Here is a 26,758-nt window from a genome sequence, read left to right on the forward strand (position 1 = left end):
CTCCATCTGAGCGATTATTTATTGAAGAGGGCTGCTAGCCCTCTTCGTTGAGCACAACTTCTTTCCCTTTTTTCTTGAGGAAGATAGGAATCAGAATCCAAAGCGCCGCAATGATTAGAAAGACGAGCGAAAGCGGCTTCTGCACAAAAATCATAAAATCGCCATTTGAAGTCGTCAGCGCTCTGCGCATATTGTTCTCAATCATCGGTCCTAGCACGAGGCCAAGGACAAGCGGAGCAAGCGGGTAATCATTCCGAGCAAGTAGGAAGCCTGCGACGCCGCAGCCAAGGAGCAGCATCAGATCGAAGATCTGAGCCTGAACGGCATATACGCCAAAGATTGAAATCGCGATAATGATCGGAATCAAATATTTTGCGGGCGTTTGAATGATTTTGGCAAACACCTTCACAAGCGGCATGTTCAGAATCAGCAGAAGCAGGTTTCCGACCAGCATGCTGGCAATCAGTCCCCATACGACTTGAGGATGCTCTTCGAATAACAAAGGGCCCGGCTGAATGTTGTACATAATTAAAGCACCCATAAGGATCGCAGTTGTGCCTGAGCCCGGGATACCTAGCGTAAGCAAAGGGATCATGGCTCCGCCCGAAGCTGCGTTGTTCGCCGATTCTGGAGCAGCGACGCCAGCGATATTGCCTTTGCCGAAGGACTCTGGGTTTTTGCTTAGCTTCTTCTCCATAATGTAGCTGAAGAATGAAGCCAAGGTGGCGCCTGCACCAGGCAGAATGCCAATGAAGAAGCCTAATGCTGAGCCGCGGGCGATTGGTCCGGCGCTTTCCTTTAAATCTTGTTTGGTTGGAAGCACCCGCCCAATCTTAGCGATCGTGCCTGAGGCGTAATCATTTTCCAGAATGGTCTTGAACACCTCGCCGAGAGCAAACAAGCCTACCGCAATCGTGAGAAATTCAAGCCCCGAATAAAGCAGCGGCATGCCAAACGTAAACCGTGCGACTCCAGATACGGTGTCCATGCCAATCGTTGCGAGCAGCAAGCCAAGCACTGTCATAATCAACGCTTTCGTAATCGATTTGCCGGCGAGGCCGCTGACCGCGCATAGGCCAAGCAGCATTAAGGAGAAATAGTCGGCAGGGCCGAACTTAATTGCAACGTTAGATAGCGGCTCAGCCAGCACGATCAGTGCGATGACGGCAAATACGCCCGCCACAAAGGAACCGATAGCGGCAATCGATAAGGCAGAGCCGGCTCTGCCCTGCTTCGCCATCTGATAGCCGTCCAAAGTGGTGACGACGGACGATGATTCGCCTGGCGTATTGAGCAGGATTGAGGTCGTAGACCCGCCATACATCGCACCGTAGTAAACGCCTGCGAGAAGGATAATCGAGCTGGTCGCCGCCGCTTCGGGCGCCAGTCCGCCGGTGAGTGACGCGGTAACCGGAATAAGCAGGGCAACGCCGCTCATCGGACCAATTCCGGGAAGGACGCCGACGGCCGTTCCAATTAAGACGCCTACGAGCGCGAACAACAGGTTATGCCACTGAAAGGCGGTAGCAAAGCCATTCCCTAGTAATTGTAATGTTTCCATTCATCCACCTCCGAATTCACGATAGCCATGATGGAAAGCCCGGCATGGAGCCCTCCAAGACGACGACAAAGATGACATAGATGCCTACGGAAAATAATCCGGAGATCAAGATCGATTTGAGCCATTTCCCTCGTTCAAGCACTTGAAAGCTAATTAACAGGAAGAGGAACGTCCCAATAATATAGCCGATGGATTCTAAGAAAAAGGCATATAGGAATGCAGCAGCAAAAATAATTAAAAATCGTTTGTAGTCGAGCTTCGCTTCTCTTTTGCCAGGGCCTTTGGCCTTCAATACTTCGTAGAATAACCGCAGGCTTAGAATGACCAGCAGCCCCCCAAGCGCAAAGGGAAATATATTGGGGCCTACCGTGCTTCCGTAGGCGGCTGCGCTAATTTCTGTGCTTTTCCACATAAAACCGATTCCAAGGAGCAGAAAGATTATGCTTACATAACGATCGAAAACTTTGTTCAATGTCGTGCACCTCCTAGGATGAAGTAAAGGAAAGAGAGGAAGAATTTCCTTCCTCCCTTATTTAGTCGATTACTTTTGCATGCCGAGAGCGGTCAGCAGCTCTTGAACATCCCCTTCTTGCTCATCCAGGAACGTTTTGAAATCGGCGGCATTTTTGTATTCGCTCGCCCAATCATTCGCTGTCAGTTCCTTCTGCCAGGTTTCATTCTCGGAAAGCGCTTTTAGCTTTTCATCCCAAAATGCAGCCTGCTCCTTCGTCATATCTTTTGGCCCAAATACGCCGCGCCAGATCGTGAATTCCGCGTCGAGCCCCAGCTCCTTTAGTGTAGGAATATCTTTAAAGTCGCCGCCCAACCGCTCACTGGAAGTAACAGCAAGGATTTTGATTTTACCGGCTTTCAAATAGCTGCCGAGCGAGGAAATATCGGTGCCGATCGCATCGGCGTTGTTGCCGAGCAATGCGGCAATGGCCTCGCCGCCGCCGTCATAGGACAGGTATTTTACCGTTTTAGGATCAACGCCTGATTTAAAGGCTGGCAGCACGCTGATCAAATGGTCCATGGAGCCCGGGGCAGAGCCGCCCGCAAGCGTAACCTTTGTTGGATCTGCCTTGATATCGGCAATTAGCGCCCCGAGATCCTTGTATTTGGAGCTGGCGTTAACCGCGATGGCGCCAAAATCTTTGGTGATTTGCGCTAAAGGGGTAACATCCTTGTATCCATAAGGGCTGTTTCCTTCTTTTTTGAGATTGTTGATGAGAAGGGGAGGCGAGCTAACGAAAAGCTTGTAAGGGTCATCGCTGTCCTTAGCTACGTATTCTCCGAGAAATACGGTGCCGCCGCCGCCGGGCTTGTTCTCTACGGTCATCGTCTGTTCGATCAGCTTGGTCTCGCCAAGCACCTTGGCTAAAGACCTTGCTGTCTTGTCCCAACCGCCGCCGGCTCCGGAAGGGGCGGTGATTATAAAAGGTTTTTTCGGGTAATCAGCGGAGCTTGCGCCCCCGCCAGTTGATGAGCAGGCTGTAAGGCTGACCGCAACGAGCGCGGCAGCGAGTATCGTTTTCAAATGCGTAGATTTCAAGTTCATTCCTATTCCTCCTTTGGAGTCAAACAGGTACGCCTGATGGATTATGAAAGCGCTTACCTGAGCTATGCATTCATATTAGCATCGCGTATTTCGCTTGAACAGAATAACGATATAAGCTCTAAAACAATTATTTTGTTAATTTTGTTCATATAAATTACGGGCAGATGGGACACTAAGGTCTATATTCCATCAGGCTTGTAGCTTACAATAAAGACAGTGCCGCATCGCTTAGAGAAATGTCTTTGCAAGGAGGAAAATGTATGCGATTACAAACGAGGCTGATTTTGCTGATTGGCAGCTTATTATTCATCATTATTATCGCATTGACCTTCAGCTTCGAGAGGATGCTCGTCAATAACTTGGAGAAGAGCGTAGGCTCCTCGGCCTTGAAAATAGCAAAGACGGTAGCGTTAATGGATGTCATAGGGGATGCGTTTGATGATGCGAACCCGTCAGCGACCATTCAACCGATCGTGGAGAAAATACGGATGGAGACGGATGCTGAATACATCGTCATTGGGAACCGGGAAGGCATCCGTTATGCGCATCCTATACCGGATCGAATCGGAAAGGAAATGGTCGGAGGGGACAACGGCCCAGTGCTGCAAGGCGAATCGATTATTTCCAAGGCGGTCGGATCAATGGGACCCTCATTGCGGGGGAAGACGCCGATCTATGACGATCACAACCAGATCATAGGAATCGTATCGGTGGGAATTCTAGTCAAGGATATAGAAGCTTCGGCACAAGCGTACCGGAATGAGATGATCTTATTTGCCGCCATAGCGCTAATGGTAGGCTGCGGCGGGGCGATTGCGATAGCCAATAGCGTGAAACGGTCCATTCATGGGCTGGAGCCAAAGGAGATCGGCATGCTGTATCAGGAGAAGCGTGCTATTCTGGAGACCATTCACGAGGGCATTATTGCCGTAAATACGGAAGGCACCGTTACGCTTGTCAATCACACGGCACTAATGCTCATTGATCCAAATGAAACGATGGAAATTACCGGGCGCCATGTCCAGGAAGTCATTCCGGGATCTAGGCTGCTGGAGGTCATCAAATCCGGCCAGGCGGAGCGAGACCAGGAAATGGTCATTAACGAAAGCCTTGTCGTGGTGAATCGTCTGCCGATTTACAATCATCAGCAGCAGGTCGTTGGGGCGGTGTCCAGCTTCCGCAATAAATCCGAGCTGCTTCGCTTAACGGAGGAGCTGACGCAAGTGAAGCGATATACCGAGGCGCTTCGTGCACAGTCGCATGAGTACTCCAATAAGCTCTATACGATCTACGGGCTCATCCAGCTGGAATCGTATCAGGAGGCTATGGACCTTATTACGCATGAAACGGATGTGCATCAGAACTTGATTCACTTCCTGCTTCACGAAATTCCAGATCCGATCATAGGCGGAATTCTTATCGGCAAATTCAATCGCGCGAACGAGCTGAAGGTCAATCTTGAAATTGATCGGAGAAGTACGTTTAAAGCGATTCCTAGTGCCATTAGCCGCAATCAGCTGGTTACAGTTATCGGCAATCTCATTGATAACGCGTTTGATTCCGTGCTTGAGTCCAGCGCTCCAGTTAAACAAATTACGGTGTTACTAAGTGATACCGGCCTTGATCTAGCCATCGAGATTTCGGACAGCGGACTCGGCATATCGGAAGAGAACGCGGGCCGCCTCTTCGAGATGGGATTCTCCACAAAGAAGCAGGAGAATCGTGGGTTTGGTTTATCGAACGTGCAGCAGGCGGTGCAGCAGCTAGGAGGCTCGATCAGCTTCCGCAACCGCCCAGAGGGAGGCGTCACGTTTGCTGTTGTGATTCCAAAGATAAGGGGAGATAGCTATGATACGAGTGCTCATCATTGAGGATGATCTTCGCATTGCGCAAATTAACTGCCGTTTCGTAGAAAAGATCGAGGGTTTCGAGGTGGTTGGCATTGCTACGGACAAACAGCAGGCGAATGACCATCTAGACATTTTGGAGCCGGATCTCGTGCTGCTGGATCTCTATTTTCCTGATATGAACGGGCTTGAGCTGCTGCAGCATATCCAACGGAAAAATCCGTTAACCGACGTCATTATCATTACGGCAGCGAAGGAATTTGATACGGTGCGTGAAGCCATTCGCGGGGGCGTGTACGATTTCATGATTAAGCCGGTCGTCTTTGAGAGGTTCCAAGAGAAGCTGAAGACCTACCAGAGATACCATCAGCAGATGCAGCTGCTCGGAGGGGCAAACAAACAGGTGGATCAAGAAGGGATTGATCAGCTGCTGTGGAGCTCGAATGACAGAGGCGACAAGGAGACGTATCTTCCTAAAGGGATTGATAAAATAACGAGCGAGAAGATTCTTGCTATTATTCAAAATTGCCCGGAGGTGCTGACGGCGGAGGAGCTTGGCAAGAGAGCCGGTTTTAGCCGTACGACCGCGAGGCGTTACTTGGAATATTTTGTCGGCAAGGGGGAAATGGTCGCCGATATCTCCTATGGAACGGTAGGAAGGCCGGAGCGGGTGTATCAGAGAACGCAGCAGCCTTGATAGCCCGAGGCGGAGAGCCGAAGAGCAGGCAAATCAAAAGCAGCCAACATCCGCAGGGACGAAGGCTGCTTTTGATTTGGATTAATGAAACGGAATGCTGATCTTGGACTGCTGTCCATTCGCTGTTGATGCATCTACTCGAAGGGTCGAGCCGCCATTGCCAATGGCGTTCCATACTTTAATCGTAATTTTGCCGTTCGCCATGTTGGCGAATGAGCCGGATGCCGTCTTGATTCCATTCGTTTGCGTATAAGTCTCCCAGTCGGTTACGGGATTGGTCGCAAAATAGTTATAAGTCTCGGTGCGCAGCGAGGTTCCGTTGCCGTTGAAGTCATAAATGACCTGCACTTGCACGCCGCTGCCTACTGCAGTGCCAGCATCTACAAACAAATCGAATGCGGTCGACTTGGAAGAGTCGTAGGTTCCGTTGATGCCGCTGATCGTGTAAGTCCGCTCATTAGCCGGCGTTCCATCATGATTCGTGCCGCCTGCGCCCGTAATGGCGTCACTTGCCGTACCTGTGCCAGCGGTAAAGCTTAGAGCAGCGCCCGAGCGGACATATAGCACGTTGGATGAAATGCCTCCAGAGCCGGTCGTGACGGTGAAAGCAGCAGCATTGCTGGCCGTGCCGTTAACGGTAACCGTGACGTTAGCTGCGCCTGCGGCAAGTCCAGCAGGAACAGTCGCGGTAATGGAAGTCGCGGACCAAGCCGTTGTCGCCGCTGTTGCTGAGCCGAATTTTACAGTAGAAGCTCCTTTTGTTGCGCCAAAGTTAGTGCCTGTGATCGTCACGCTCGAGCCAGCCGCTCCTGCCGCTGGGCTAAGGCTGCCAATGCTTGGCGATACGACTCCGCCACCGCCGCCTGTTAATGCATTGCCCGTAAACGGATTGAAGCGGGCAATCGCAATGATAAGCCAGCCGGTGCTGGAAACGCAGTTTTGCTGGCTCATTTTCCAGTAGCTGTTGTTGGAGCCTTTAAGCGAGTATGGCAAGCCGCCAAGCAGCGTGCCGCTTGTTCCTTGCTTCTTGATCATCTCGTCTAGAATGGAATCCGCTTTGGCCGTATTGCCGTTCATAAAATGTGCCGTTGACATGAAGGCGGACCCTTCGAGCCAAATATCTGCGCATTTCTGTCCGTTTGGCGCTCCCGTCTGGGTTGTTGCCGCCGCGCAGTCATATTGCCAGTCGAAATCGTAAGCCGTCATCAGGTTGCCTGCATCGTCATAAGTCAGCGTCTGCACGTATTTTGGACTTGAAGTCGTGCCTGTTCCGTTTGCGTTGTCTACGTAGGCAAGGGATTGCTTATAATCCCGAGTGCCCGACAAGCCCAGTGCGAGCACGCCCCAAGGGTTGACGTCCATTGGAACAGACGGATCGAGCAGGTTCGTATCGTTTTTCCAGCCGCCGTTCCAGCGCTTGAGCGTATCATTCCATACCACGTTATCTAGGAACGTTTTCACGCCTGTCGCTGCATTATTGTAAGTAGTCGTACGGTCCGGGAAAATGTTCGCGTAATACTTCAGCAAATTGTATACGTCCTGGTTATGCTCCGTTGAAGTCCATACTTCGTTTGTCACCGCACCTGGCACATCCCATGTCGTCGTGCCTCCGGAGATGCCGCCGTTTGCCTTCTGGAAAGAGACGATCCAATCGAGCGACTTTTTTACATTAGGCTGGTAGGTGGTGGAGCCGTACTTTTTCTCATACGCCATATAGGCCATTGCCATCCAAGCGACCGGCCCTACATGCTTCCGGATTTCCTCGCCTGCGCCGTTCCACCAATACGAATTAATCCAGGAGCCGTCCGGATCTTGGAACTGAGCCATCTTGTTCAAAACTTTCTCTGCGCGCACGCGGTCATTTTTCAGCATGAATGCAATGGCCGCAACGGCTTGGTCGTAAGTATAAACGATTTGAACGCGGTCGTTCGCATTCCACCAATCATCGAAGCTGTCTACCATTCCGTCAACGCTAAAACCTGCGGTTAAATCCTGCTGCGCCTTCAGCCAAGCGTATGCCCGGTCGGAAGCAAGCGCGTAATCCGCTGCAGCCTCCGCACGGCCGGCCGGAAGCAAAGTAATCTGTACAACCATAATGAAAGCTAATAAAACGAGCGCATAGCTTTTTTTGAATGAAGTTAACATGTTTATAGTCACTCCTTAAATGAATGGTTGTGAATCGTGAAGAAGATAGCCGGATACGGAGCCTATCATTATCCTCGCTCGATCATGCCGCTTTAAATATAAATCCCCTCCTCTTCGCTTGAAGTATGTATTACAACAGAAGGGTTTGTCCCTCTTTTGTAAGCGCATTCAAGTATACGTTAAATCGTTTCGCCTCTTCGCGGTCCGCCTTATATTTGTTAATTTCATCCAAAGTATAGCAATCGAAAGCGCTTTCGTAAACGTCAGAAAATCAACTTTATCATGTTGAAAATATACACATCGGCAAATACAAATAGCGCCAAGTACGCGCATCCGGTCCTTGACGCTTCTATTTAAGCGGGAGGGCTAAAGGGCAGCAGCACCGCTTCGTTTACGCTTTCTTTCTCTGTCGTTCAGTCTTAGCCGATCTGGGACATCCGCCATGCATTTTTCTGGTTTTGGCATGGAAAATCCGCATACCGTCGTACTGGAAACCGAGAACGATCTGACGGTGCGGCTAGAGCTGAATTTGACGAAGCAATAAACGATATCCGATAGAAGGCGACTGATCTACCGTTATTAGCCGTCTTTTTGGCGTATTGGCTAAATAACTGCCTATCTCCCCTTGTTTTAATGATGCAATTTTGGGACAATAATAAGCAGATTGTTTGTTTCGGCTGGTTAGGCAGAGCAGCATTGCATATTGAAGTTTTGAAAAGAGGGTAAGACATGAATAAAGCATCCATTTATGGATTAACGTTTGATCAACTGACGGAATGGTTGATCATGCATGGATATACGAAATTCAGGGCATCTCAGGTATGGGATTGGCTGTACCGGAAGCGGGTAACGGCCTTTGCGGATATGATCGATGTGAAGGAAGAGTGCATTCAATTGCTGTCCGAGCATTTTGTCATTCAGACGCTTAGCGAGCATACTAGGCAGCAATCAGCGGACGGAACCAATAAGTTTTTGTTCAAGCTGAGTGATGGCAATTTAATTGAGACGGTATTGATGAGACATAAATTTGGTTTGTCGGTTTGCGTCACCACCCAGGTTGGCTGCAACATTGGCTGCAGCTTCTGCGCGAGCGGCTTGCTTGCCAAGAGCCGCGACTTAAGCGGCGGCGAAATTGTCGAGCAGATTATGAAGGTGCAGATTCATCTGGACCAAGCGCAGCAGGGCGAGCAGGTCAGCCACGTTGTCGTCATGGGCATCGGCGAGCCGTTTGATAATTTCGAGAACCTGTCCGACTTTATCAGCATTATCAAGAGTCAGAAGGGTCTTGCTATCGCGGCTAGACACATTACGGTATCGACCAGCGGCCTTGCCAAAAAAATCGAAGAGTTCGCGGACTCCGACTTGCAGGTTAACCTTGCGGTTTCCCTTCATGCGCCGAACAATGAGCTGAGAACGCGAATTATGAAAATCAACCGGGCGATCCCCATCGAGAAATTAATGGAATCGATCGATTATTATTTGGAGAAGACCAATCGGAGAATTACGCTCGAATATATTTTGCTCAAGGATGTTAACGATCAGCGGGAGCATGCTTTGGAGCTTGCAGAGCTGATTGGCGATCGGCGCAGTCTGGCTAACGTGAACCTTATTCCGTACAATCCGGTGGATGAGCATAGCCAATATCAAAGAACCGACCGCGAAACGGTACGGGCTTTCTATGATACGCTGAAGAAGCAAGGCGTCAGCTGCAGCGTGCGTCTAGAGCACGGTACGGATATTGATGCGGCTTGCGGACAGCTGAGAAGCAAGCAGATCAAAAAATCCAAGGAGCTTCAAATCGGCTAAACTCGGTAAGCTTTAGTCTACAAAGAGTCTGTTCCAAAGCCTTATCATGGTTTCTTTTGTCCGCCTTTGAAGTGCGGATCATAAGAAAGCTAAGCCTCCAACTCCACTTTCAAGGTGTGGTTGGAGGCTTTTTTAATTGATATTTGAGACCTTCTTATTCAGAATTACTGTTTTGTGTCAGATAATGAGAGGACTGTAGTTCCGTTATATTTGCGTTTTGACCATTTTGTCGTAATAGGCGGACAGTAGATCCGTTATCTCCATTTAAACGAGGTCAATATTGGGTTTTCTGAGTGATTAGCGGAACCTGAGTCCGCGAACGCCACAAATATCGCTGAATTAGAAAAATAAAGGATTCTCTGTCCGCTGAAAATCTCCTTTACTCCACCGACCTCATGGCCTAGCGAGTTTAGTCCTTTTGAACAGCCCCTTTTTTGCGTTAACGTGATAGCCTTCTGCTTCCATACATTATCTGATAAGATGGATTTGCTGAAAGTTACATTTATTGTTAAGAAGGGTGTTTGAAGATGAAGAAGATTTCGCTGGATATGCTTATGATTATGTTAGGGGCATTTGTTTTTGCATTATCAATCAATTTATTTGTTATTCCGAACGAGCTTGGCGAAGGCGGCGTAACCGGGATAACGATTATTTTATATTATGTGTTCGGGTGGGCGCCGTGGCTAATGAGCTTGATCTTCAACTCATTCCTGCTCATCGTGGGCTATCGGTTCTTGGATAAGAGAGCCGTCATCTATACGATTGCGGCAGTCGCGTTCCATTCCCTGTTTCTTCATTTAACGGCGGATTGGAACGTCGCATCGGATGAAAGAATGGTTAACGCTATTTTTGGCGGATTATTTGGCGGAATTGGGATCGGCCTTATTATAAGAGTTGGCGGGACGACTGCAGGCACAACGATTTTGGCAAGAATCGCGAACAAGTTTTTGGACTGGAACATTAGCTATGCGCTGCTGTTTTTTGATTTGATCGTCGCATTCTCTTCCTATTTCATTATAGGGGCGGAGGCGCTTATGCTCACGATCGTCATGCTTTATATCGGAACGAAAACGATGGATTTCATCATTGAAGGCGTTAATCCGAAAAAAGCGGTCACGATCATTTCCGAGGAGCAGGCCAAAATTGCCGAGCAAGTAACGGTGGTGATGGATCGAGGGGTTACGGTCATTTATGGGCGCGGGCATTATACGCAGAAGCCGAAGGAAATTCTCTACATTGTCATTGGCAAGCAAGAGCTGAGCCAGCTGAAAAAAATCGTCAAAGCCGTCGATAAAAATGCTTTTATTACGATTCACGACGTGCGGGACGTATTTGGCGAAGGCTTTATCGATATTTCAAAATAGCATAATTGGTATATTGCAGCTAAGGCTCCTTGATCATTCCGTGATCTGGGGGCCTTTTTTTGACGTGAAAATGACTGGAATTTCCGATTTTGTCTATTGCTTTGGATAAATCGTTACGTCTCAGGCATGAAATCGCAACGAAATCTCTTGTTTTGCTCATATCGGCGGCATGCCGTTTTCGTTAATCTGTGGAAGAGATGCATCTCACCATATTATTTACGGAGGTTACGAAATGAAGAGACTGTTAACTTCTGCTTTAATCTTTACGATGATTGGCACGTCGCTCATCGCTTGTTCTTCGCAAGGGGATAAGGCAGACGGCAGCACGAATGAGGGCACTACTAATAATACAGAGACAAGCACGGAAGCAACCGTATATCCGATTAAGACCGATAAGAAGCTTTCCTACTGGGGAGAAATTAACGGCAACCTGATTGGGGTAAAGCCGACGCATGATGAAATCCCTTTTTTCCAGGATTGGCAAAAGAAAACCGGCGTATCGCTCGAGTTTACGGCGCCGCCTACCGGTCAAACGAAAGAAGCGCTTAACGTTATGCTGGCCTCCGGCGATTTGCCGGACATGATTGAGTACAACTATTTGGGCGACTTTCCAGGGGGGCCTGAGAAAGCCATCAAAGACGGCTATATTTTGAAGCTGAATGATCTGATAGACAAGCATGCGCCTAACCTCAAGAAGTTTTTACAGGACAATCCCGACATCGATAAGATGGTCAAAACCGACAGCGGCAGCTACTACGCGTTCCCGTTCATTAGAGGCGACGAGTATTTGCGCGTATTCCAGGGTCCGATCATTCGCAAGGATTGGCTTGATGAGCTAGGCCTGCCAGTGCCGGAAACGATTGAGGACTGGACAAAAACGCTGACGGCGTTTAAGGAGAAGAAGGGGGCAGCGGCGCCTTTCGCAGTCGTGAGCAAGCCGCGCTTCTTTAATGAATCCGGCAACGGCGCGTTTATTGGGGCATTTGGCGTAACGCGCGGCTTCTATTTGGAGGACGGGACGGTCAAATTCGGCCCTGCCGAGAGCGGCTTTAAAGATTATTTGAGCTTGTTCAGCCAGTGGTACGGCGACGGCTTGCTGGACAAAAACATCGCTACGGCGGACACCAAATCATTGGATGGCAATATGGCTTCAGGAGCAACAGGCGCGTCGGTCGGCAATGCCGGCGGCGGTATCGGCAAGTGGCAGCCGCTCGTAGAGGGCAGCGATCCGAAAGCCGTATTGGTCGCAGCGCCATACCCGGTCTTGAACAAAGGGGAAACGCCAAAGTTCGGGCAAAAGCATAAGGCTTATGCATCAGAGGGTACGGTTGCTATTTCTGCAACGGCAAAGGATCCTGTTCTCGCCGTGAAAATGCTGGATTACGGCTACAGCGAGGAAGGCAGAATGTTCTTCAACTTCGGTACGGAGGGCGTCAGCTACAACCTAGAGGACGGATATCCGAAGTATACGGACCTGCTTATGAAAAACCCGGACAAGCTGGCACCGGCACAAGCGATTTCGCTATACGCCCGCGGCAGCTACAACGGGCCGTTCATTCAGGACAAGCGGTACGCCGAGCAATTCTTTGCCCTGCAAACGCAGCGTGACGCGGTGGGCATTTGGCAGAAGACGGATGCGGACAAATACAGCTTGCCGCCGATTACGCCAACGCCGGAAGAGAGCTCGGAATACGCAACGATCATGAATGATATCAACACGCTCGTTGATGAAATGACGTTGAAAATCATTTTAGGCTCGGAGCCGGTTGATCAGTACGCAAGCTACGTTGAAAAAATGAAATCGCTCAAGCTGGACCGCGCGATTGAAATCCAACAAGCCGCTTTGGATCGCTACAACAAACGGTAAGGGATAAGAGCTCTGGAGAGAGGGCCTGCCTATCAAGCCCTCTCTCTCAATTTGGATTGAGGTGAGAACCATATGGCAAATACGCAAAAAACAGCAAACCGATACGTCCGCGATTTCATGTTGAATAAGTATCTCTATCTTATGATGCTTCCCGTTATCGCGTATTATCTTATTTTCCACTATGCGCCTATGTACGGGGCATTGATTGCCTTTAAGGAATACTCCCCGATGAAAGGCATTTTAGGGAGCGATTGGGTAGGGCTCAAACATTTCTCCGATTTTTTTCAAAGCTATTATTTTTGGCGGATTCTAAAAAACACGATCGTTATCAGCCTCTATTCCTTGATTTTTGAATTTCCCGCACCGATTATATTGGCTCTGCTAATAAATGAGGTTCGCAGCAAATCGTTCAAGCGCGTAGCGCAGACGATTACGTATATGCCGTATTTTATTTCGCTCGTTGTCATTTGCGGAATTATTACCGACTTTACGAATGCTGACGGCGTTATCAATAGATTGCTTATGCTCTTTGGCTACGATGGCCAAGCGATGCTGCAGAAGCCGGAGCTATTCCGTCCGATCTACATTTTATCTGAGATTTGGCAGCGTATCGGCTGGGAATCCATCATCTATATCGCGGCGTTAATGAGCATCGATGTGGAGCAGTATGAGGCTGCGCGAATGGATGGGGCCAGTCGAATCAAGCAGATGTTCTATATTACGCTGCCGGGCATTATGCCCACGATTGCCATCATGCTTATTCTTCGTATGGGCAATCTGCTCAATGTCGGCTTTGAGAAAATCATATTGCTGTACAATCCGATCACATACGAGACGGCTGACGTCATTTCGTCCTTCGTATACCGCAAGGGGCTCCTCGAATTTGGCTGGAGCTACAGCTCGGCAGTAGGCTTGTTTAATTCCGTGATCAATCTGGTACTGCTGATTACCGCGAATTATATCAGCCGCAAGGTTAACAAAAGCAGCTTATGGTGAGGTGAAGCATATGAAACAGAAATCGAGTGTATTCGATAAAATCTTTGACGGCGGCATTTATGCGGTTCTCATCTTTCTCGTTGTCGTCACGTTGTATCCGTTGCTCTACGTGCTCTTCGCATCCTTTAGCGACGCGGGCCAGCTCATTGTCCATAAAGGAGTTCTATGGAAGCCGCTGGGCTTTAGCCTCGAGGCGTACAAGAGCGTTATCGCGAACCCGGGCATTATGATCGGCTACCGCAACACGCTGTTTATCGTGATTGCCGGCTTGTCCGTCAACTTGGTCATGACTGCGCTTGGCGCCTATGTGCTGTCCCGCAGAAACGTGCTGCTTAACAACGGTTTTATGGTGTTTATCATTTTCACGATGTTTTTCCACGGGGGACTTATTCCTTTGTACCTCGTTGTAAAAGGAGTCGGGCTGCTCGATTCGTTATGGTCGACGATCATTCCTTTCTCGATCAGCACATTCAACCTGATCATTATGCGTACCGCCTTTATGGGCATACCGGAGAGCTTGGAGGAGTCGGCGAAGATCGACGGCGCGAATCATTTTACGATCTTGTTCCGCATTATCATTCCGCTCTCCATGCCGGTCATCGCCGTTATGATCCTTTATTATGCGGTTGATAAATGGAATGGCTGGTTCTATGCCTCGGTGTTTATTAAGAGCAGGGATCTTTACCCGCTGCAGTTGGTGCTCAGAGAGATTCTAATCGCCAATTCGACCGAAAGCATGTCTGCGGGAGCGAGCGCCGGAGATCGCCATCAAATCGGCGAGACGATCAAGTATGCGACGATTATGGTCGCGACCGTGCCGATCCTATGCGTCTATCCATTCGTACAGCGCTTCTTCGTGAAGGGCGTAATGGTAGGTTCTTTGAAAGGGTAATTCGATAACGGAGAGGAGTACGATGATGAACGTATTGCAAAAAAAGCTGGATGTTCCTTTGATCTGGGAGCAAATCCAGCGCAAGGTAGACCGGATGATTGTTCTCATAGGCGACAAATCGCCGCATGTGGCTAAAGAAGACGGCATTTACGACGATCAGCGCATCGACTGGTGGACCTCCGGCTTTTGGCCGGGCATGCTATGGCTGCTGAATGATATGACGGGCAAGGCGCATTACAAGGACGCCGCATGGAGCTGGGATGAGCGGATGGAGCAGCGAATGCTGGAGCCGAACTATTTCGACCATGACGTAGGCTTTCAGTTTCTGCCGACTGCCGTTATGAAGCATATGCTGACGCAGGATGAGGAAGCGGCTCGCCGTGGGTTGTTCGCGGCTAACTTTCTAGCGGGGCGATTTAACTTGGCAGGCAGGTTCATCCGGGCGTGGAACAGCGATAAACACGGGTGGTCGATCATCGATACGTCGATGAATTTATCGTTATTGTTCTGGGCGACCGAGCAGTCAGGCGATCCGCGGTTTGAACAGGTAGCGAGGGCGTACGCGGATACGGTGCTCAAGCATTTTATCCGCGAGGATGGGTCCGTCAATCATATCGTGAGCTTCGATCCAAGCACGGGCGAGAATATCGAGGTGTTGGGCGGTCAAGGCTACGCGCCGAATTCCGGCTGGAGCAGAGGGGCTGCTTGGGCTTTGTACGGCATGGCGAATACGTACCGGCACACGGGCGACCTTGCATACCTGCATGCCGCTCGGCGCGTCGCGCATTTCTTCATCGCTCATTTGCCGGAGGACCATGTGCCTCATTGGGATTTCCGGGCCGGAGCGAGCCTCGTTGACGAGCCGAGGGATACTTCCGCAGGCGCATGCGCGGCATCGGGTCTTCTTGAGCTTGCCGACAGCCTGCCGGATGCCGAGGGTCGAATTTACCGGGAAGCGGCTGAACGCATTCTGTTATCCCTATACGAGAATTACGGAACGTGGGAGAACGAGGAGCATGAGGCGATTCTTCTTCATGGCACAGGCCATAAGCCCGCTGGGCAAAATGTAGATGTGTCTCTGATTTATGGGGATTATTTCTTCGTTGAAGCGATTGCGAAGCTGGCAGGCTGGAAGCATCGCATCTTCTAACCATACTCTCCCCACCCGAATGTGCACCGTCCATTCGGGCTATTTTCGTTGCCCCAACACGCAAATACGGTGCAAAATCGCTTTTTTGTCAATCGTTTTGAACTTTTTGAACATTCCTCCCCTTGCCATGATGGTTATAATAAGGATACGGTGAAGACAATTCCCTATTCGTTCAAAACATAATCAGATATGAGGGGATCCGTTTGAAGTTCAACTCTTTGTGGCAAAAACGAAAAAGCATTATTTTCACATGGCTTCTCTCCTACAGCGCCGTCTTATTTGTTCCTATGATCATCAGCTTGATTGTCTACTCGCAATCCGGGGAAGCGCTAAAGAGCGAAATTCATCGTGCCAACGACTCCATGCTCCGGCAGGTTCGATATACGATTGATACGCAAATCGATTTAATGAAGCGTCTAACGATGGAAATTACGTGGAATGCGAAGCTGCAGGATTTGATGTATTCAAGCAAAACGCCAGGCGATGCCCAGTTCACCGCTTATCAATTAGTAAAGGAATTCCGCATGTATCAGACCTCCTATGCTTCCATTGATGAGTTTTACGTAACATGGGATCAAGAGGCGGCGGTGCTTCGTTCAGGCAACGTGCGAGATGTGGAAACCGCTTTCAAGACGATGCATGATACGGGAATGATGAATTATGAGCAGTGGACGGACACGATTCACCATACGCCGCATAACCGGTTTTTGCTGCTTCCGCATGTGGATTCGGCCAAGCCGCAGACGGGTATCGCTTATCTGACGCATTTGCCCAAGGATTTAAACGGCAAGGAAACAGGCACGGTCGTGGTCATGGCTGACATGGTTAGGTTCCAAAAGGCGATTGAGAGCATATCCGGATTTAGCGGCGGGCAGGTGCTTATCCTCAATGAGGACAATCAGGTGCTGCTGTCCAATTTGCCGGTGTCGATCAATCAGGATCTCTTATTGAAACGGCTGAGAGAGGGCAATCAGGTCATGTACACGCCGACGCGGGATGGCGATTCGGAGCTGTTCTACGTCCAATCCTCCGTATCCGAGTTAAAGTACGTGCTCGTTATTCCAAGCAGCATTTATTGGGAGAAGGCGGAGTATGTGCGGAGATTCACCTATATCAGCATCTTAATCAGCCTGGTGGGAGCGGGCGTGCTGACTTGGTTTTTCATGCGCCGCAACTATTCGCCCATTCAGCAGCTAGTGCAGTCGCTCACCGACAAGAACAGCTACGAGGAGCAGACCGATTGGAATGAGCTGAGCTTTATCCAAAGAGCGATACTAAATACGAGAAGCGAAAAGGAAAAAATCGCGCTGCAATTCCAGATTCATCAGAATGTGCTGCGCTCAAATATGCTCAATCGATTGTTAAAAGGGAAGCTGGAAACCGTCATCCCTTATGAAGAGGCGTTTAAATCATTCAATATGCAGCTGCTGTCGGATGATTTTGCCGTTATTTTATTTGTGGTGGAAAACGATGAGAGCCTTTCCTCCAAGCTGCCGGGCATCGACAATAACGAGAGGCGCAAGCTTCTGCAATTTATTATTACGAATGTGGTTGAGGAGCTGGTGAGCCATTATCACCATGCGGGCTATGTCGCCGAGGTCGATGATATGATGGTATGTTTGGTCAATTTTGGCGGGACAGACTCCCTTCATTTGAAGGAGGAGCTGCATGCGATAGCGACGGAGGCGCAGCGGTTTTTGCTCCGCTACCAGATGGACCTAACCGTTTCCATCGGAGGCATTCACGCTTCGCTGCCGGGCATTGCGGAGGCTTATCGCGAGGCGGTTGACGCGATGGCGTACAAGATGGTGCTCGGCAAGCAGGAAATTATTACGTATGACGAGATTCGCAGAGATTCGGCGGACAATCTTGCGTTTGGCTACTATTATCCGCTGCAGGTCGAGCAGCAGATTATCAATTTCATCAAGGTTGGCGACTATGAGCAGGCGTCCAAGTTTATGGACGATGTAACCGACCGCAACTTTAATAAGCCGATTATGTCGCTGACGCTTGCTAGATGCCTGATCTTTAATTTGGTTGGAACGATGGTCAAGGCGATTAATGAGCTTGGCGACGGCGAAAGCAGCATTTTGGGGGACAACCCTCTATGGATGGACAAAATCATCGCATGCGATACGATACTGGAGATGAAGCAGGAGCTGCAAATGCTGCTGAAGGAGGTTTGCGCCTTCGCCGCGGCGAAGCTGGAGAACAACGTCTCGCAAGAGCGCGCCGAGTCGCTTCGCGACCTCGTATTGAAGGTCACTAGACATATCGAGGAGCAGTACCGGGATTCGAATCTGAACGTGAATACGATCGGGGAGCATTTTGATCTGAAGGGCAGTTATTTATCGAAGCTGTTCAAGAACCAGACGGGAGAAGGGCTGCTGGATTGCATCAATAAGTACCGCATTGAGCAGGCCAAGCAAATGATGAAATCGAAGCAGGACTCCGTCTCCGACATCGCTAGGCAGGTAGGCTACAATGAGGTCGCCACCTTCATCCGTGTGTTTAAAAAATACGAGGGGATTACCCCGGGCAAATTCAAAGAAATGAATTAATGGATCAAAGAGTGAAGGAGGTCATGGCGATGAGAAAGAAGAGCGCGCTCGCATCCGGTTTATGGCTGTTGTTGATATTAGCGCTTCTCTGCTCCGCATGTGCCAAATCGGAAACGAATCGCTCGGAAGAGGAAGCGCCGGATGCGGAACAGCCGCGGCAAACCGGGGGTAACCACGCTGCAAATGGATATCCGATTCAGACGGATAAGACGCTGACGTACTGGGCGGAGCTGAACGGCAATGCCGGCAGCATTAAGCCGGGCTTTCAGGAGGTGCCCTTCTTCCAAGAGTGGCAGCGCCGCACAGGCGTGAAGCTTGATTTCATTCAGCCGCCGGCGAATCAGGCAAGGGAGGCGATCAATGTCCTGCTGGCGTCAGGCGAGCTGCCGGACATGCTCGAATACGAATGGGCCAGCTTTCCGGGCGGGCCTGAGAAGGCGATTAGCGACGGCTATATTTTGCGGCTGAACGATGCCATTGACCGATATGCGCCGAATTTGAAAAAATATTTGAGCGAGCATCCCGAGATCGATAAGCAAATTAAAACGGATGCCGGCAGCTATTATGTCTTCCCGTTCATTCAAGGGGATGATCTGCTGCGCACCTATCAAGGGCCGATTATCCGCAAGGATTGGCTGGATGAGCTGGGCCTTGAAGTGCCGGTGACGATCGATGATTGGTATGCCGTTTTGAAGGCATTCAAGGAAAAAAAGGGCATTGAAGCGCCTTTAACCTTCTTGGGCGTGCCTAACCCGCTATTTGGCATTGAGAGCGGGGGGTTCGTCGGTGCTTATGGCATTAAAAAAGGGTTTTATCTCGATCAAGGCGAGGTGAAATACGGACCGCTCGAAGCGGGCTACAAAACGTTTCTAGCTTTGTTCCGCAAATGGTACGCCGAAGGGCTGATCGATAAAAATATTGCGACAGTCGATACGAAAACGCTTGATTCCAATATGATCTCAGGCAGAAGCGGAGCGAGCATATGGAATGCGGGCGCGGGCATCGGCACATGGCAGCCGATCGTTAAGGAGAAGACGCCGCAAGCACAGTTCGTGCCGGCTCCTTATCCGGTCCTGCACAAGGGCGAGAAACCGAAATTCGGGCAAAGAAGCTATATGTATATGGGCAGCGGCGGCGTCGCGATTTCGAGCAAAAGCACGAACGTAGAGGAAGCGGTGCGCATGCTTGATTTTGGCTATAGCCCCGAGGGGCATTTGTTTTTTAACTTCGGCATTGAAGGCGTCAGCTATGTCATGAAAGACGGCTATCCGACCTATACCGACTTGATTATGCGCAATCCCGATAAGCTTGCGCCATCACAAGCGCTTGCGATGTACAGCCGTGCGAGCTACTTTGGTTCCTTCGTCCAAGACACCCGTTACCTTGAGCAATATTATTTGCTGCAGGAGCAGAAGGACGCGATCCAAATTTGGTCAAATACCGATGCGGACAAAAACATGCTGCCGCAAATACCGAAGACAGAGATGGAGAGCACGGAGCTTTCGGCGATTATGCTGGATGTCACGACGCTTGTAGACGAAATGTCATTGAAAATCATTTTAGGCATCGAGCCGGTGGAGAGCTTTGACGATTATGTCGCTCAGATCAAGGCGCTGAAAATTCAGCGTGCCATCGAAATTCAGAAAACGGCGCTGGACCGCTATAATAAACGGTGATGCTGGAAGTGATCGTTCTTCGCTTATTTTCCGAATTTAGGGTAAGATTAAAGCAAGAAAGCAAATAGGAGTTGTTTAAATGTCGAAAGACGAAGTGATTTTGACCAAAGAAGGCTTGGCGCAGCTGCAAGCCGAGCTGGATGATCTTAAATATGTTAAGCGCAAGGAGCTTGCCGCACGGATTAAGCTCGCGATTAGCTACGGCGATTTAAAGGAAAACAGCGAATATCATTCGGCCAAAAACGATCAGTCGTTTATGGAGACGCGCATTCTTATTTTGGATAAAATGCTGAAGAAGGCTCGCGTCATCGAATCGGAAGCGCTGGATCTATCGAAGGTCAGCATCGGCTTGACGGTTATCCTAAACGATATTGAATTTTCGGAGAAAATTGAATATAAAATCGTAGGTACGGAAGAAGCGGACGTAGCCGAAAATAAAATTTCCTACGAGAGCCCGCTGGGCAAAGAGCTTCTAGGTAAACAAGTCGGCACCATCGTCAGCGTTAACGCGCCAATGGGCGTCATTAAATATGAGCTGCTAGAAATTAAAGCTACGTAATCATTCTTCCTCAAATAGGGGCTGCAGCGGTAAAGTCGAATCGGACTAAGCCGCTGCGGCCTTTTTTTTCCTCCTGCATATATCAGTTAAAATTTAAAAAAGTTTACAAATCTTTTACGGCACACTAATACTGGAGAAAAAGTCCGGCTGTATAATGGGGCAAAACAAGTAAACGAGGAGCCTCTATGACATCGGACCAAATTTCCCAATTCGAGAAAAAGATGATCATTCGAAATATTGAAAACGCAGATATCGAGAAGATCATTGCCTTGCAGCTTGTCTGTTTCCCCAATATGCATCCTTGGAAGATCAGCCAAATGGAAAGCCATATTCGCATTTTCCCGGAAGGGCAAATATGCGTAGAGCTTGATGGCGATATTATCGGCTCCTGTTCGAGTCTTATCGTTAACTTTGACGACTATTTGGAGCAGCATACCTATTCCGAAATTACGGATAAAGGTTTTATCCGCAATCATAATCCGCGTGGCGAGAGCCTATATGGGATGGAAGTCATGGTGCATCCCGATTACCGCCGAATGAAGATCGGAAGGCGGCTTTACGAAGCGCGCAAGCGCCTTGCGGAGAAGATGAATCTGAAAAGCATCATCGTTGGCGGGCGAATTCCCGGCTACCACAAGCATAGCAATGAAATGTCTCCGAGAGAGTACGCGGAGGAAGTATTGCAGCAAAACATCTATGACCCCGTGCTCACGTTCCAGATGATGAACGGGTTTACCTTGAAGCGGATCATTACGAATTATTTGTCGGATGACGATGACTCGATGAACTATGCGGCTCTGCTGGAGTGGAACAACATCGAGTACAAGCTAAGCAACAGCAAGACGCATTATAAGCTTTCTTTTCCCGTTCGCATCTGCGTCGTTCAATATATGATGAAGAAGATTGATTCCTTTGAGGAATTCGCCATGCAGTGCGAGCATTATGTCGATGTAGCGGCTGATTATAAATCGGATTTTGTTGTTTTTCCTGAAAATTTGACGATGCAGCTGCTGTCCTATCTCGAGGAGCGCTCACCCAGCTCTGCGGTACGGAAGCTAAGCACCTTTACGAAGCAATACGTGGAGCTGTTTACGGAGCTAGCGGTTAAATACAACGTGAACATCATTGGCGGCTCTCACTTTATTGAGCAAAATAATCGGATTTATAACGTCGGCCATTTATTCCGCCGCGACGGCACGATCGAGCAGCAATATAAGCTGCATATTTCGCCGAACGAGCGCATGTGGTGGGGCATTAACGGCGGCTCGAAGCTGGAGGTATTCGATACCGATTGCGGCAAAATATCGATTCAGCTCAGCAGCGATATCGAATATCCCGAAATCTCCCGAATCGTTGCAGAGGAGGGGGCGCAGATCGTATTTGTGCCGTTCTGCGCGGAGGACCGTCAGACGTTCCTTCGGGTGAAGTATTGCGCGCAAGCGCGCGCGATCGAAAACCAAGTGTTTACCGTCACATCCGGAACGGTCGGCAACCTGACGCATGTGGATAATGTAGATATTCAATATGCGCAGTCAGGCGTCTATACGCCGACGGATTTCTCCTTCCCGCGTGACGGAATAGCAGGGGAATGCAGTGAAAATACGGAGGCGGTCATTATGGCCGAGGTAGATATGGAAATTTTGCAGCGGCACCGCAAATCCAAAGAGGTGTTAACGTTCCGTGACCGTCGAACGGATATTTACTCCTTGCAAATTCGTTCCTAGAGAAGGGGCTGGCTGCATATATGAACGTTTTAAGCGTCGCAACCATTCAGTATGAATTGACGTTCATCGAATCCGAAGAGCAGTTTTGGAAGGGATTAACGTCAACGATTAGCAAGGCGGCGGAGCAGGGTGCGGAGCTTGTTGTTTTTCCGGAATATATGACGGCCCATCTGCTCAGCTTGAAGCCGGCGATGTCTCATAAGGAGGCATGCCATTATTTAAGCAATTATACAGCGAAGTATATGAACTTTTTTTTGCAAAGCAGCCGGGCATTTGGCATCGCCATTCTTGGCGGCACCCATATTTGCCATGAGGAAGACGGGTTTGTTAACAATGCTTACTTATTTTTCCCTGACGGAAGGGTAGAGGTGCAGACTAAGCTGCATCTCACGCCAGAGGAGCGCAATAGCTGGTCCTTGGTGGCAGGAGATAGGCTGAACATGATCGAGTCGAAATGGGGCAAACTCGCGATCACGACATGTTATGATATTGAGTTTCCAGAGCTTGCCCGCATGGCGGCGGAGCAGGGTGCGCAGCTGCTGTTATGCCCTTCTTATACGGATTCAGCTTTCGGCTATTACCGCGTTCGCCACTGCGCGCAGGCTAGAGCGATCGAGAATCAGCTGTTTGTTGTGCTGAGCGGCATGGTTGGCTCGCTGCCTGAAGGTCTGCTTCAGGTCGATCAGGGCTATTGCCAGGCTGGCGTGTTTTCTCCTTGCGATTATCCGTTTTCCGAGCAGGGCATTCTTCAAGTTGGCGTTGTGAATGAGAGCGGCATGGCGTTGGCGGAGCTTGATTTTGCGATGCTGCAGGAGAACCGCGAGCATGGGGTGGTGGCCCCTTTTTATGACCGCAGACCGTCTTTATATCAATACGAGCCCGTAAAACTACTTCTAGGAGAGTGCTGAACGATGGAATATTCCACATATGGCCGCCATGTTGCAGTTGACGCATGGGGAATTGCGTTTGATCATTTGAATCAGGCAGACAAGCTTAGCGTCCAAATGGTACAAGCTGCGGAATCAAGCGGGGCGAGCATTTTGTCCGTGCAGGTTAAGCAGTTTGAGCCGCAAGGGGCTACCGTGCTGCTGTTGTTATCCGAGAGCCATATGTCGATTCATACGTATCCAGAGAAAGGCTTCGCCGCGCTCGACTGTTATACATGCGGAACAGCGGTCGATCCAGACGTCGCGATCAAGGCGATGCTGGCGTTCCTGGAGCCAACCGAAACGTCCAATGTGAAAATAATCCGCGGAACCGGCGAGCTCCAAGTCGAGCATGCTCAGCTTGCGGTAGGCTAAACATATTCTGCGAAAAACAACGAGCCTTTAGAGTTCCCTCTAAGGCTCGTTTGACGTGCGGGAGTTTTAAGGTCAACGCTAGCGTGCTTAAAACCTTGCTCATACGACTAGATCCGCCTCTAGCCAGCCGCAAACGATCCTACAACCTAAACTCACGGACTCCAACCTAATAACGGACTAATCAAGAACAGATCCCTTTTGCCTTTTGCTAACCGCAAACGGTTTCGCGAAGCGCTCCAAAACCAATTAACAGGAAAATCTCCTGCTAAATTTTCGATATGAAGCCGATTTAGAGCGCTTAGCGGGAAAATCTCCCGTTAATATTGCCACTTTCCCCTCAATTTGCTCAAAACCATAAAATTAACGGGAGAAAATCCATCTACTCGTGGTTTCTGGACAATATCGCCAGAATTAGCGGGAGGTATCTCTTTAGCCCCCTAATTCCATTGGAGTCCGAATTGGAATCCATTGTACACTATGTATATGGATGAGGTGAGGGATAATGAGGAGAAAAAGACAAAGTGAAGCGTACAAAATGAAGGTAGTTGAGGAGGMCCTGCAAGGGGGCAACTTTAGTCATACAGCGAGAAAGCATGATCTGAATCCCGAATCGGTAAGGGTCTGGGTGAGAGAATACCGTGACTCATTAGCAGTTNGAAGAATGGCTGCTGGAGCTCATTGCAGGCGAGGAACATATTTACGGCTACGAAAAACTAGCTGTGAGCCTTTGGAATCAACACGACCTGGTCATCAACGACAAGAAAGTATATCGGCTCTGTAAAGAWCTAGATATCCTGCAGCCGCAGAGKGTCAGCCGTCCCAAGTATCCACGAAAGCTCGCAGCTAATCATGAGATTCATGCACCGAACCAGTTATGGCAATGCGATATTAAATATGGTCATATTGCTGGACTAGATCGATTCTTTTTTATCTTAAGCTACATTGATGTATTTGACCGATCCATTGTGGCACAATACMGTGGTCCAACCTGTGAAGGGAAGCATGTCGTRCAAGCTCTTAAGGAGGCACTGAAGACACGCAAGCTTGATCCTAAGAAAGATGGAAAAGGACCTATCATCCGAACGGATAACGGCCCACAGTATATCARTAACGTGTTTGGTGATGCCTGCGAGGAGTTCCATATTCATCACGAGAGGATCCCGCCAAAATCGCCGAATATGAATGCTTACATTGAATCCTATCATAGCCAGTTAGAGCGAGATCTTTTGCAAAAAAATGAGTTTGAAACGTTTGCAGATGCCTACGAAGCGATAGACCGATACTTAGACTTTTATAACAACCKACGTTTGCATCGTAGTATTTTTATGCTATCACCGACATGCTTCTTTCAAGCTTGGCGACAAAACCAAATACAGCCGATGGTGATTAAACTGTAACCGGGTTTTGAATTCTGGAGCATTTACTCGAAATAAAGTGCAAGCGTAAGAACCGACTATTGAATTCCAATTAAAACTCCAAAATTAAGGGGTCAAACCGGTATTCCCGTTAATCTTGCATCTATCTAGTTACTCTCATCCTCATCCTCATCCTCAAACGCAGCACGATGCACCAGCCCAGCCACTCCACCCACATATAAGCGCACATATAGCCCCTCTACTTCATCGCCGACGCTATTGCATCTGGGAGCGAATTGACAAGAGGGGACGGTTGCTTTTACATTAATAGCAACAACAGTAAGCCATCGGATCATGGAACGGACATCTCAATAATCTCAATAAGAAAAGAGTGTGGGCAGTATGGGAAAGCAATTTGATGCGATGCTTCCGCAGCATGAGGCGTTTATCCGTCAGCAGCATATTTTTTTCGTAGGATCGGCACCGTTATCGGAGGAAGGGCATGTCAATATCTCTCCGAAGGGACATAATTGCCTAACCATTTTGTCCCCTAATCGCGTAGCCTATTTGGATCTGACAGGCAGCGGGAATGAAACAAGCGCGCATCTTGATGAGAACAAAAGAATAACGGTCATGTTTTGCGCATTTGAAGGGGCTCCTAATATTTTGAGATTGTATGGCACCGGAAAGGTTGTGCTGCCAGCAACAGCGGAGTGGGACGCCTTGTATCCGCTGTTCTCGCCGCTTCCGGGCGCAAGACAGATCATTGACATCGAAGTTCACAAGGTACAAACCTCCTGCGGCTACTCCATTCCGTTCATGTCCTATGAAGGAGAAAGAGAAACGCTTCAGCGTTGGTCGGTCCAAAAGGGCGAGGAAGGCTTGAAGGAATACTGGAAAGAGAAAAATACGAAAAGCATCGATGGGATGCCTACGCCTCTGGGCAAATCTCTATGAATGAAACGAGCGGAATAGCAGACACTATGATAGGCTATTCCATTCGTGTCACTAAAGGAGAAGGTATCTATGAAAAGAAGATTACTCATCGTCACGCTAGTATGCATGATTTTGGCTATTAGTGCTGCGCCAATAAGTGCTGATGCAAGCAGCATCCATCACCGAAATGGGCATGAGGGCTATTTAAGCCCTGCAGCTGTAAAGCTTAAGGAAGACTTGAGAAGGCTATGGATTGACCATGTTGTTTTGACGAGAAATTACATAGTGAGTGCGGTAGCCGGGCTTGAAGATCAGCAGGTTGTGCTGGATCGGCTGCTCAAAAACCAGCAGGACATCGGAAATGCGTTCAAGCCGTATTATGGCGAAGCAGCAGGCAATAAGATCGCTGAGCTCCTGAAGGAGCATATTTCGATTGCTGGCCAATTATTGACGGCAATGAAGAGCGGCAATCAAGCGGATGCCGATAAGTTCAATAAAGCCTGGCACAAAAACGGTGACGATATTGCGGCATTCTTAAGCAGCGCCAATCCGAATTGGACGAACAAGCAGCTGCAAGAGATGTTTTACGTCCATCTTCAACTTGTAACCGACACGATGATGGCCAGGCTTACGAAGGACTGGAAAGCTGATATTGTAGCGCTCGATAAAGGCGAGGACCATATGATCATGTTCGCGGATATCCTCTCGGATGGCGTAATCAAGCAATTTCCAAAGCAGTTCAACTAATGAAATAAGCACTCCA

General features: G+C 49.2%; 22 protein-coding genes. 18 read left to right on the forward strand and 4 right to left on the reverse strand.

The window, feature by feature from the left end; translation table 11 throughout:
- Positions 1-34 precede the first annotated feature (34 nt).
- From ADU23_RS09500 to ADU23_RS09510, 3 genes are all read right to left on the reverse strand, one after another.
- Complete coding sequence (locus ADU23_RS09500; protein ID WP_053373516.1) at positions 35-1,561, reverse strand: tripartite tricarboxylate transporter permease; 1,527 nt, start codon at positions 1,559-1,561, stop codon at positions 35-37.
- 16 nt (positions 1,562-1,577) lie between these two features.
- Positions 1,578-2,033, reverse strand: a complete 456-nt coding sequence (locus tag ADU23_RS09505; protein ID WP_053373517.1) for a tripartite tricarboxylate transporter TctB family protein — start codon at positions 2,031-2,033, stop codon at positions 1,578-1,580.
- A 69-nt stretch (positions 2,034-2,102) separates the two neighbouring features.
- Positions 2,103-3,119 (reverse strand): Bug family tripartite tricarboxylate transporter substrate binding protein, encoded by a 1,017-nt coding sequence (locus tag ADU23_RS09510; protein ID WP_053373518.1) that lies wholly within the window; start codon positions 3,117-3,119, stop codon positions 2,103-2,105.
- 260 nt (positions 3,120-3,379) lie between these two features.
- Here ADU23_RS09510 and ADU23_RS09515 point away from each other — a divergent pair, with 260 nt between their 5' ends.
- Positions 3,380-4,990 carry an ATP-binding protein gene (locus ADU23_RS09515; protein ID WP_053373519.1) on the forward strand — a complete coding sequence of 537 codons (1,611 nt, stop codon included), beginning with the start codon at positions 3,380-3,382 and terminating at the stop codon, positions 4,988-4,990.
- On the forward strand, positions 4,968-5,663 hold the full coding sequence (locus tag ADU23_RS09520; RefSeq protein WP_053373520.1) for a response regulator: 696 nt from the start codon (positions 4,968-4,970) through the stop codon (positions 5,661-5,663). The genes ADU23_RS09515 and ADU23_RS09520 overlap by 23 nt, the downstream gene beginning before the upstream one ends.
- A gap of 81 nt (positions 5,664-5,744) precedes the next feature.
- Here the strand turns inward: ADU23_RS09520 and ADU23_RS09525 are convergent, their stop codons facing one another.
- Positions 5,745-7,808 (reverse strand): IPT/TIG domain-containing protein, encoded by a 2,064-nt coding sequence (locus ADU23_RS09525; RefSeq protein ID WP_053373521.1) that lies wholly within the window; start codon positions 7,806-7,808, stop codon positions 5,745-5,747.
- A gap of 729 nt (positions 7,809-8,537) precedes the next feature.
- Between ADU23_RS09525 and rlmN the strand changes: the two genes are divergently transcribed.
- From rlmN to ADU23_RS09605, 16 genes are all read left to right on the forward strand, one after another.
- On the forward strand, positions 8,538-9,614 hold the full coding sequence (gene rlmN, locus ADU23_RS09530; protein WP_053373522.1) for a 23S rRNA (adenine(2503)-C(2))-methyltransferase RlmN: 1,077 nt from the start codon (positions 8,538-8,540) through the stop codon (positions 9,612-9,614).
- Between the two features lie 527 nt (positions 9,615-10,141).
- Positions 10,142-10,978 (forward strand): YitT family protein, encoded by an 837-nt coding sequence (locus tag ADU23_RS09535; protein WP_053373523.1) that lies wholly within the window; start codon positions 10,142-10,144, stop codon positions 10,976-10,978.
- Positions 10,979-11,210: 232 nt separating this feature from the next.
- A complete protein-coding gene (locus ADU23_RS09540) occupies positions 11,211-12,845 on the forward strand; it encodes an extracellular solute-binding protein (protein ID WP_053373524.1) in 1,635 nt (544 codons plus the stop codon).
- 72 nt (positions 12,846-12,917) lie between these two features.
- Positions 12,918-13,841: an ABC transporter permease gene (locus ADU23_RS09545; protein ID WP_053373525.1), complete on the forward strand. Its 924-nt coding sequence runs from the start codon at positions 12,918-12,920 to the stop codon at positions 13,839-13,841.
- Between the two features lie 10 nt (positions 13,842-13,851).
- On the forward strand, positions 13,852-14,733 hold the full coding sequence (locus ADU23_RS09550; protein WP_053373526.1) for a carbohydrate ABC transporter permease: 882 nt from the start codon (positions 13,852-13,854) through the stop codon (positions 14,731-14,733).
- Positions 14,734-14,755: 22 nt separating this feature from the next.
- A complete protein-coding gene (locus tag ADU23_RS09555; protein ID WP_053373527.1) occupies positions 14,756-15,883 on the forward strand; it encodes a glycoside hydrolase family 88 protein in 1,128 nt (375 codons plus the stop codon).
- A 203-nt stretch (positions 15,884-16,086) separates the two neighbouring features.
- On the forward strand, positions 16,087-18,444 hold the full coding sequence (locus ADU23_RS09560) for a helix-turn-helix domain-containing protein (RefSeq protein WP_053373528.1): 2,358 nt from the start codon (positions 16,087-16,089) through the stop codon (positions 18,442-18,444).
- Between the two features lie 29 nt (positions 18,445-18,473).
- Positions 18,474-20,120 (forward strand): extracellular solute-binding protein, encoded by a 1,647-nt coding sequence (locus ADU23_RS09565; RefSeq protein WP_053373529.1) that lies wholly within the window; start codon positions 18,474-18,476, stop codon positions 20,118-20,120.
- A gap of 79 nt (positions 20,121-20,199) precedes the next feature.
- Positions 20,200-20,679: a transcription elongation factor GreA gene (gene greA / locus ADU23_RS09570; protein WP_053373530.1), complete on the forward strand. Its 480-nt coding sequence runs from the start codon at positions 20,200-20,202 to the stop codon at positions 20,677-20,679.
- Positions 20,680-20,864: 185 nt separating this feature from the next.
- Positions 20,865-22,403, forward strand: a complete 1,539-nt coding sequence (locus ADU23_RS09575; protein ID WP_053373531.1) for a bifunctional GNAT family N-acetyltransferase/carbon-nitrogen hydrolase family protein — start codon at positions 20,865-20,867, stop codon at positions 22,401-22,403.
- Between the two features lie 20 nt (positions 22,404-22,423).
- Positions 22,424-23,311, forward strand: coding sequence for a carbon-nitrogen hydrolase family protein (locus tag ADU23_RS09580; RefSeq protein WP_053373532.1), 888 nt, complete (start codon positions 22,424-22,426; stop codon positions 23,309-23,311).
- Between the two features lie 3 nt (positions 23,312-23,314).
- A complete protein-coding gene (gene speD / locus ADU23_RS09585; protein ID WP_053373533.1) occupies positions 23,315-23,704 on the forward strand; it encodes an adenosylmethionine decarboxylase in 390 nt (129 codons plus the stop codon).
- Positions 23,705-24,206: 502 nt separating this feature from the next.
- Positions 24,207-24,359 (forward strand): transposase (locus ADU23_RS34205; RefSeq protein ID WP_442950647.1); only part of this gene is annotated, 153 nt, incomplete at its 3' end.
- Between the two features lie 64 nt (positions 24,360-24,423).
- Positions 24,424-25,101, forward strand: coding sequence for a DDE-type integrase/transposase/recombinase (locus tag ADU23_RS34210; RefSeq protein WP_197286051.1), 678 nt, complete (start codon positions 24,424-24,426; stop codon positions 25,099-25,101).
- Between the two features lie 360 nt (positions 25,102-25,461).
- Positions 25,462-26,016 (forward strand): pyridoxamine 5'-phosphate oxidase family protein, encoded by a 555-nt coding sequence (locus tag ADU23_RS09600; protein WP_053373536.1) that lies wholly within the window; start codon positions 25,462-25,464, stop codon positions 26,014-26,016.
- Positions 26,017-26,085: 69 nt separating this feature from the next.
- Positions 26,086-26,742, forward strand: a complete 657-nt coding sequence (locus tag ADU23_RS09605) for a hypothetical protein (protein ID WP_053373537.1) — start codon at positions 26,086-26,088, stop codon at positions 26,740-26,742.
- Positions 26,743-26,758 lie beyond the last annotated feature (16 nt).

It is taken from the genome of Paenibacillus sp. FJAT-27812 (assembly GCF_001273905.1).
Taxonomy (GTDB): domain Bacteria; phylum Bacillota; class Bacilli; order Paenibacillales; family Paenibacillaceae; genus Pristimantibacillus.

Bases quoted from the DNA above. Each gene is read 5' to 3' on its own strand.
- ADU23_RS09500 (WP_053373516.1), bottom strand. From the start codon at position 1,561: ATGGAAACATTACAATTACTAGGGAATGGCTTTGCTACCGCCTTTCAG.
- ADU23_RS09510 (WP_053373518.1), bottom strand. From the start codon at position 3,119: ATGAACTTGAAATCTACGCATTTGAAAACGATACTCGCTGCCGCGCTC.
- ADU23_RS09515 (WP_053373519.1), top strand. From the start codon at position 3,380: ATGCGATTACAAACGAGGCTGATTTTGCTGATTGGCAGCTTATTATTC.
- ADU23_RS09520 (WP_053373520.1), top strand. From the start codon at position 4,968: ATGATACGAGTGCTCATCATTGAGGATGATCTTCGCATTGCGCAAATT.
- ADU23_RS09525 (WP_053373521.1), bottom strand. From the start codon at position 7,808: ATGTTAACTTCATTCAAAAAAAGCTATGCGCTCGTTTTATTAGCTTTC.
- rlmN (WP_053373522.1), top strand. From the start codon at position 8,538: ATGAATAAAGCATCCATTTATGGATTAACGTTTGATCAACTGACGGAA.
- ADU23_RS09535 (WP_053373523.1), top strand. From the start codon at position 10,142: ATGAAGAAGATTTCGCTGGATATGCTTATGATTATGTTAGGGGCATTT.
- ADU23_RS09540 (WP_053373524.1), top strand. From the start codon at position 11,211: ATGAAGAGACTGTTAACTTCTGCTTTAATCTTTACGATGATTGGCACG.
- ADU23_RS09545 (WP_053373525.1), top strand. From the start codon at position 12,918: ATGGCAAATACGCAAAAAACAGCAAACCGATACGTCCGCGATTTCATG.
- ADU23_RS09550 (WP_053373526.1), top strand. From the start codon at position 13,852: ATGAAACAGAAATCGAGTGTATTCGATAAAATCTTTGACGGCGGCATT.
- ADU23_RS09555 (WP_053373527.1), top strand. From the start codon at position 14,756: ATGATGAACGTATTGCAAAAAAAGCTGGATGTTCCTTTGATCTGGGAG.
- ADU23_RS09565 (WP_053373529.1), top strand. From the start codon at position 18,474: ATGAGAAAGAAGAGCGCGCTCGCATCCGGTTTATGGCTGTTGTTGATA.
- greA (WP_053373530.1), top strand. From the start codon at position 20,200: ATGTCGAAAGACGAAGTGATTTTGACCAAAGAAGGCTTGGCGCAGCTG.
- ADU23_RS09575 (WP_053373531.1), top strand. From the start codon at position 20,865: ATGACATCGGACCAAATTTCCCAATTCGAGAAAAAGATGATCATTCGA.
- ADU23_RS09580 (WP_053373532.1), top strand. From the start codon at position 22,424: ATGAACGTTTTAAGCGTCGCAACCATTCAGTATGAATTGACGTTCATC.
- speD (WP_053373533.1), top strand. From the start codon at position 23,315: ATGGAATATTCCACATATGGCCGCCATGTTGCAGTTGACGCATGGGGA.
- ADU23_RS09600 (WP_053373536.1), top strand. From the start codon at position 25,462: ATGGGAAAGCAATTTGATGCGATGCTTCCGCAGCATGAGGCGTTTATC.
- ADU23_RS09605 (WP_053373537.1), top strand. From the start codon at position 26,086: ATGAAAAGAAGATTACTCATCGTCACGCTAGTATGCATGATTTTGGCT.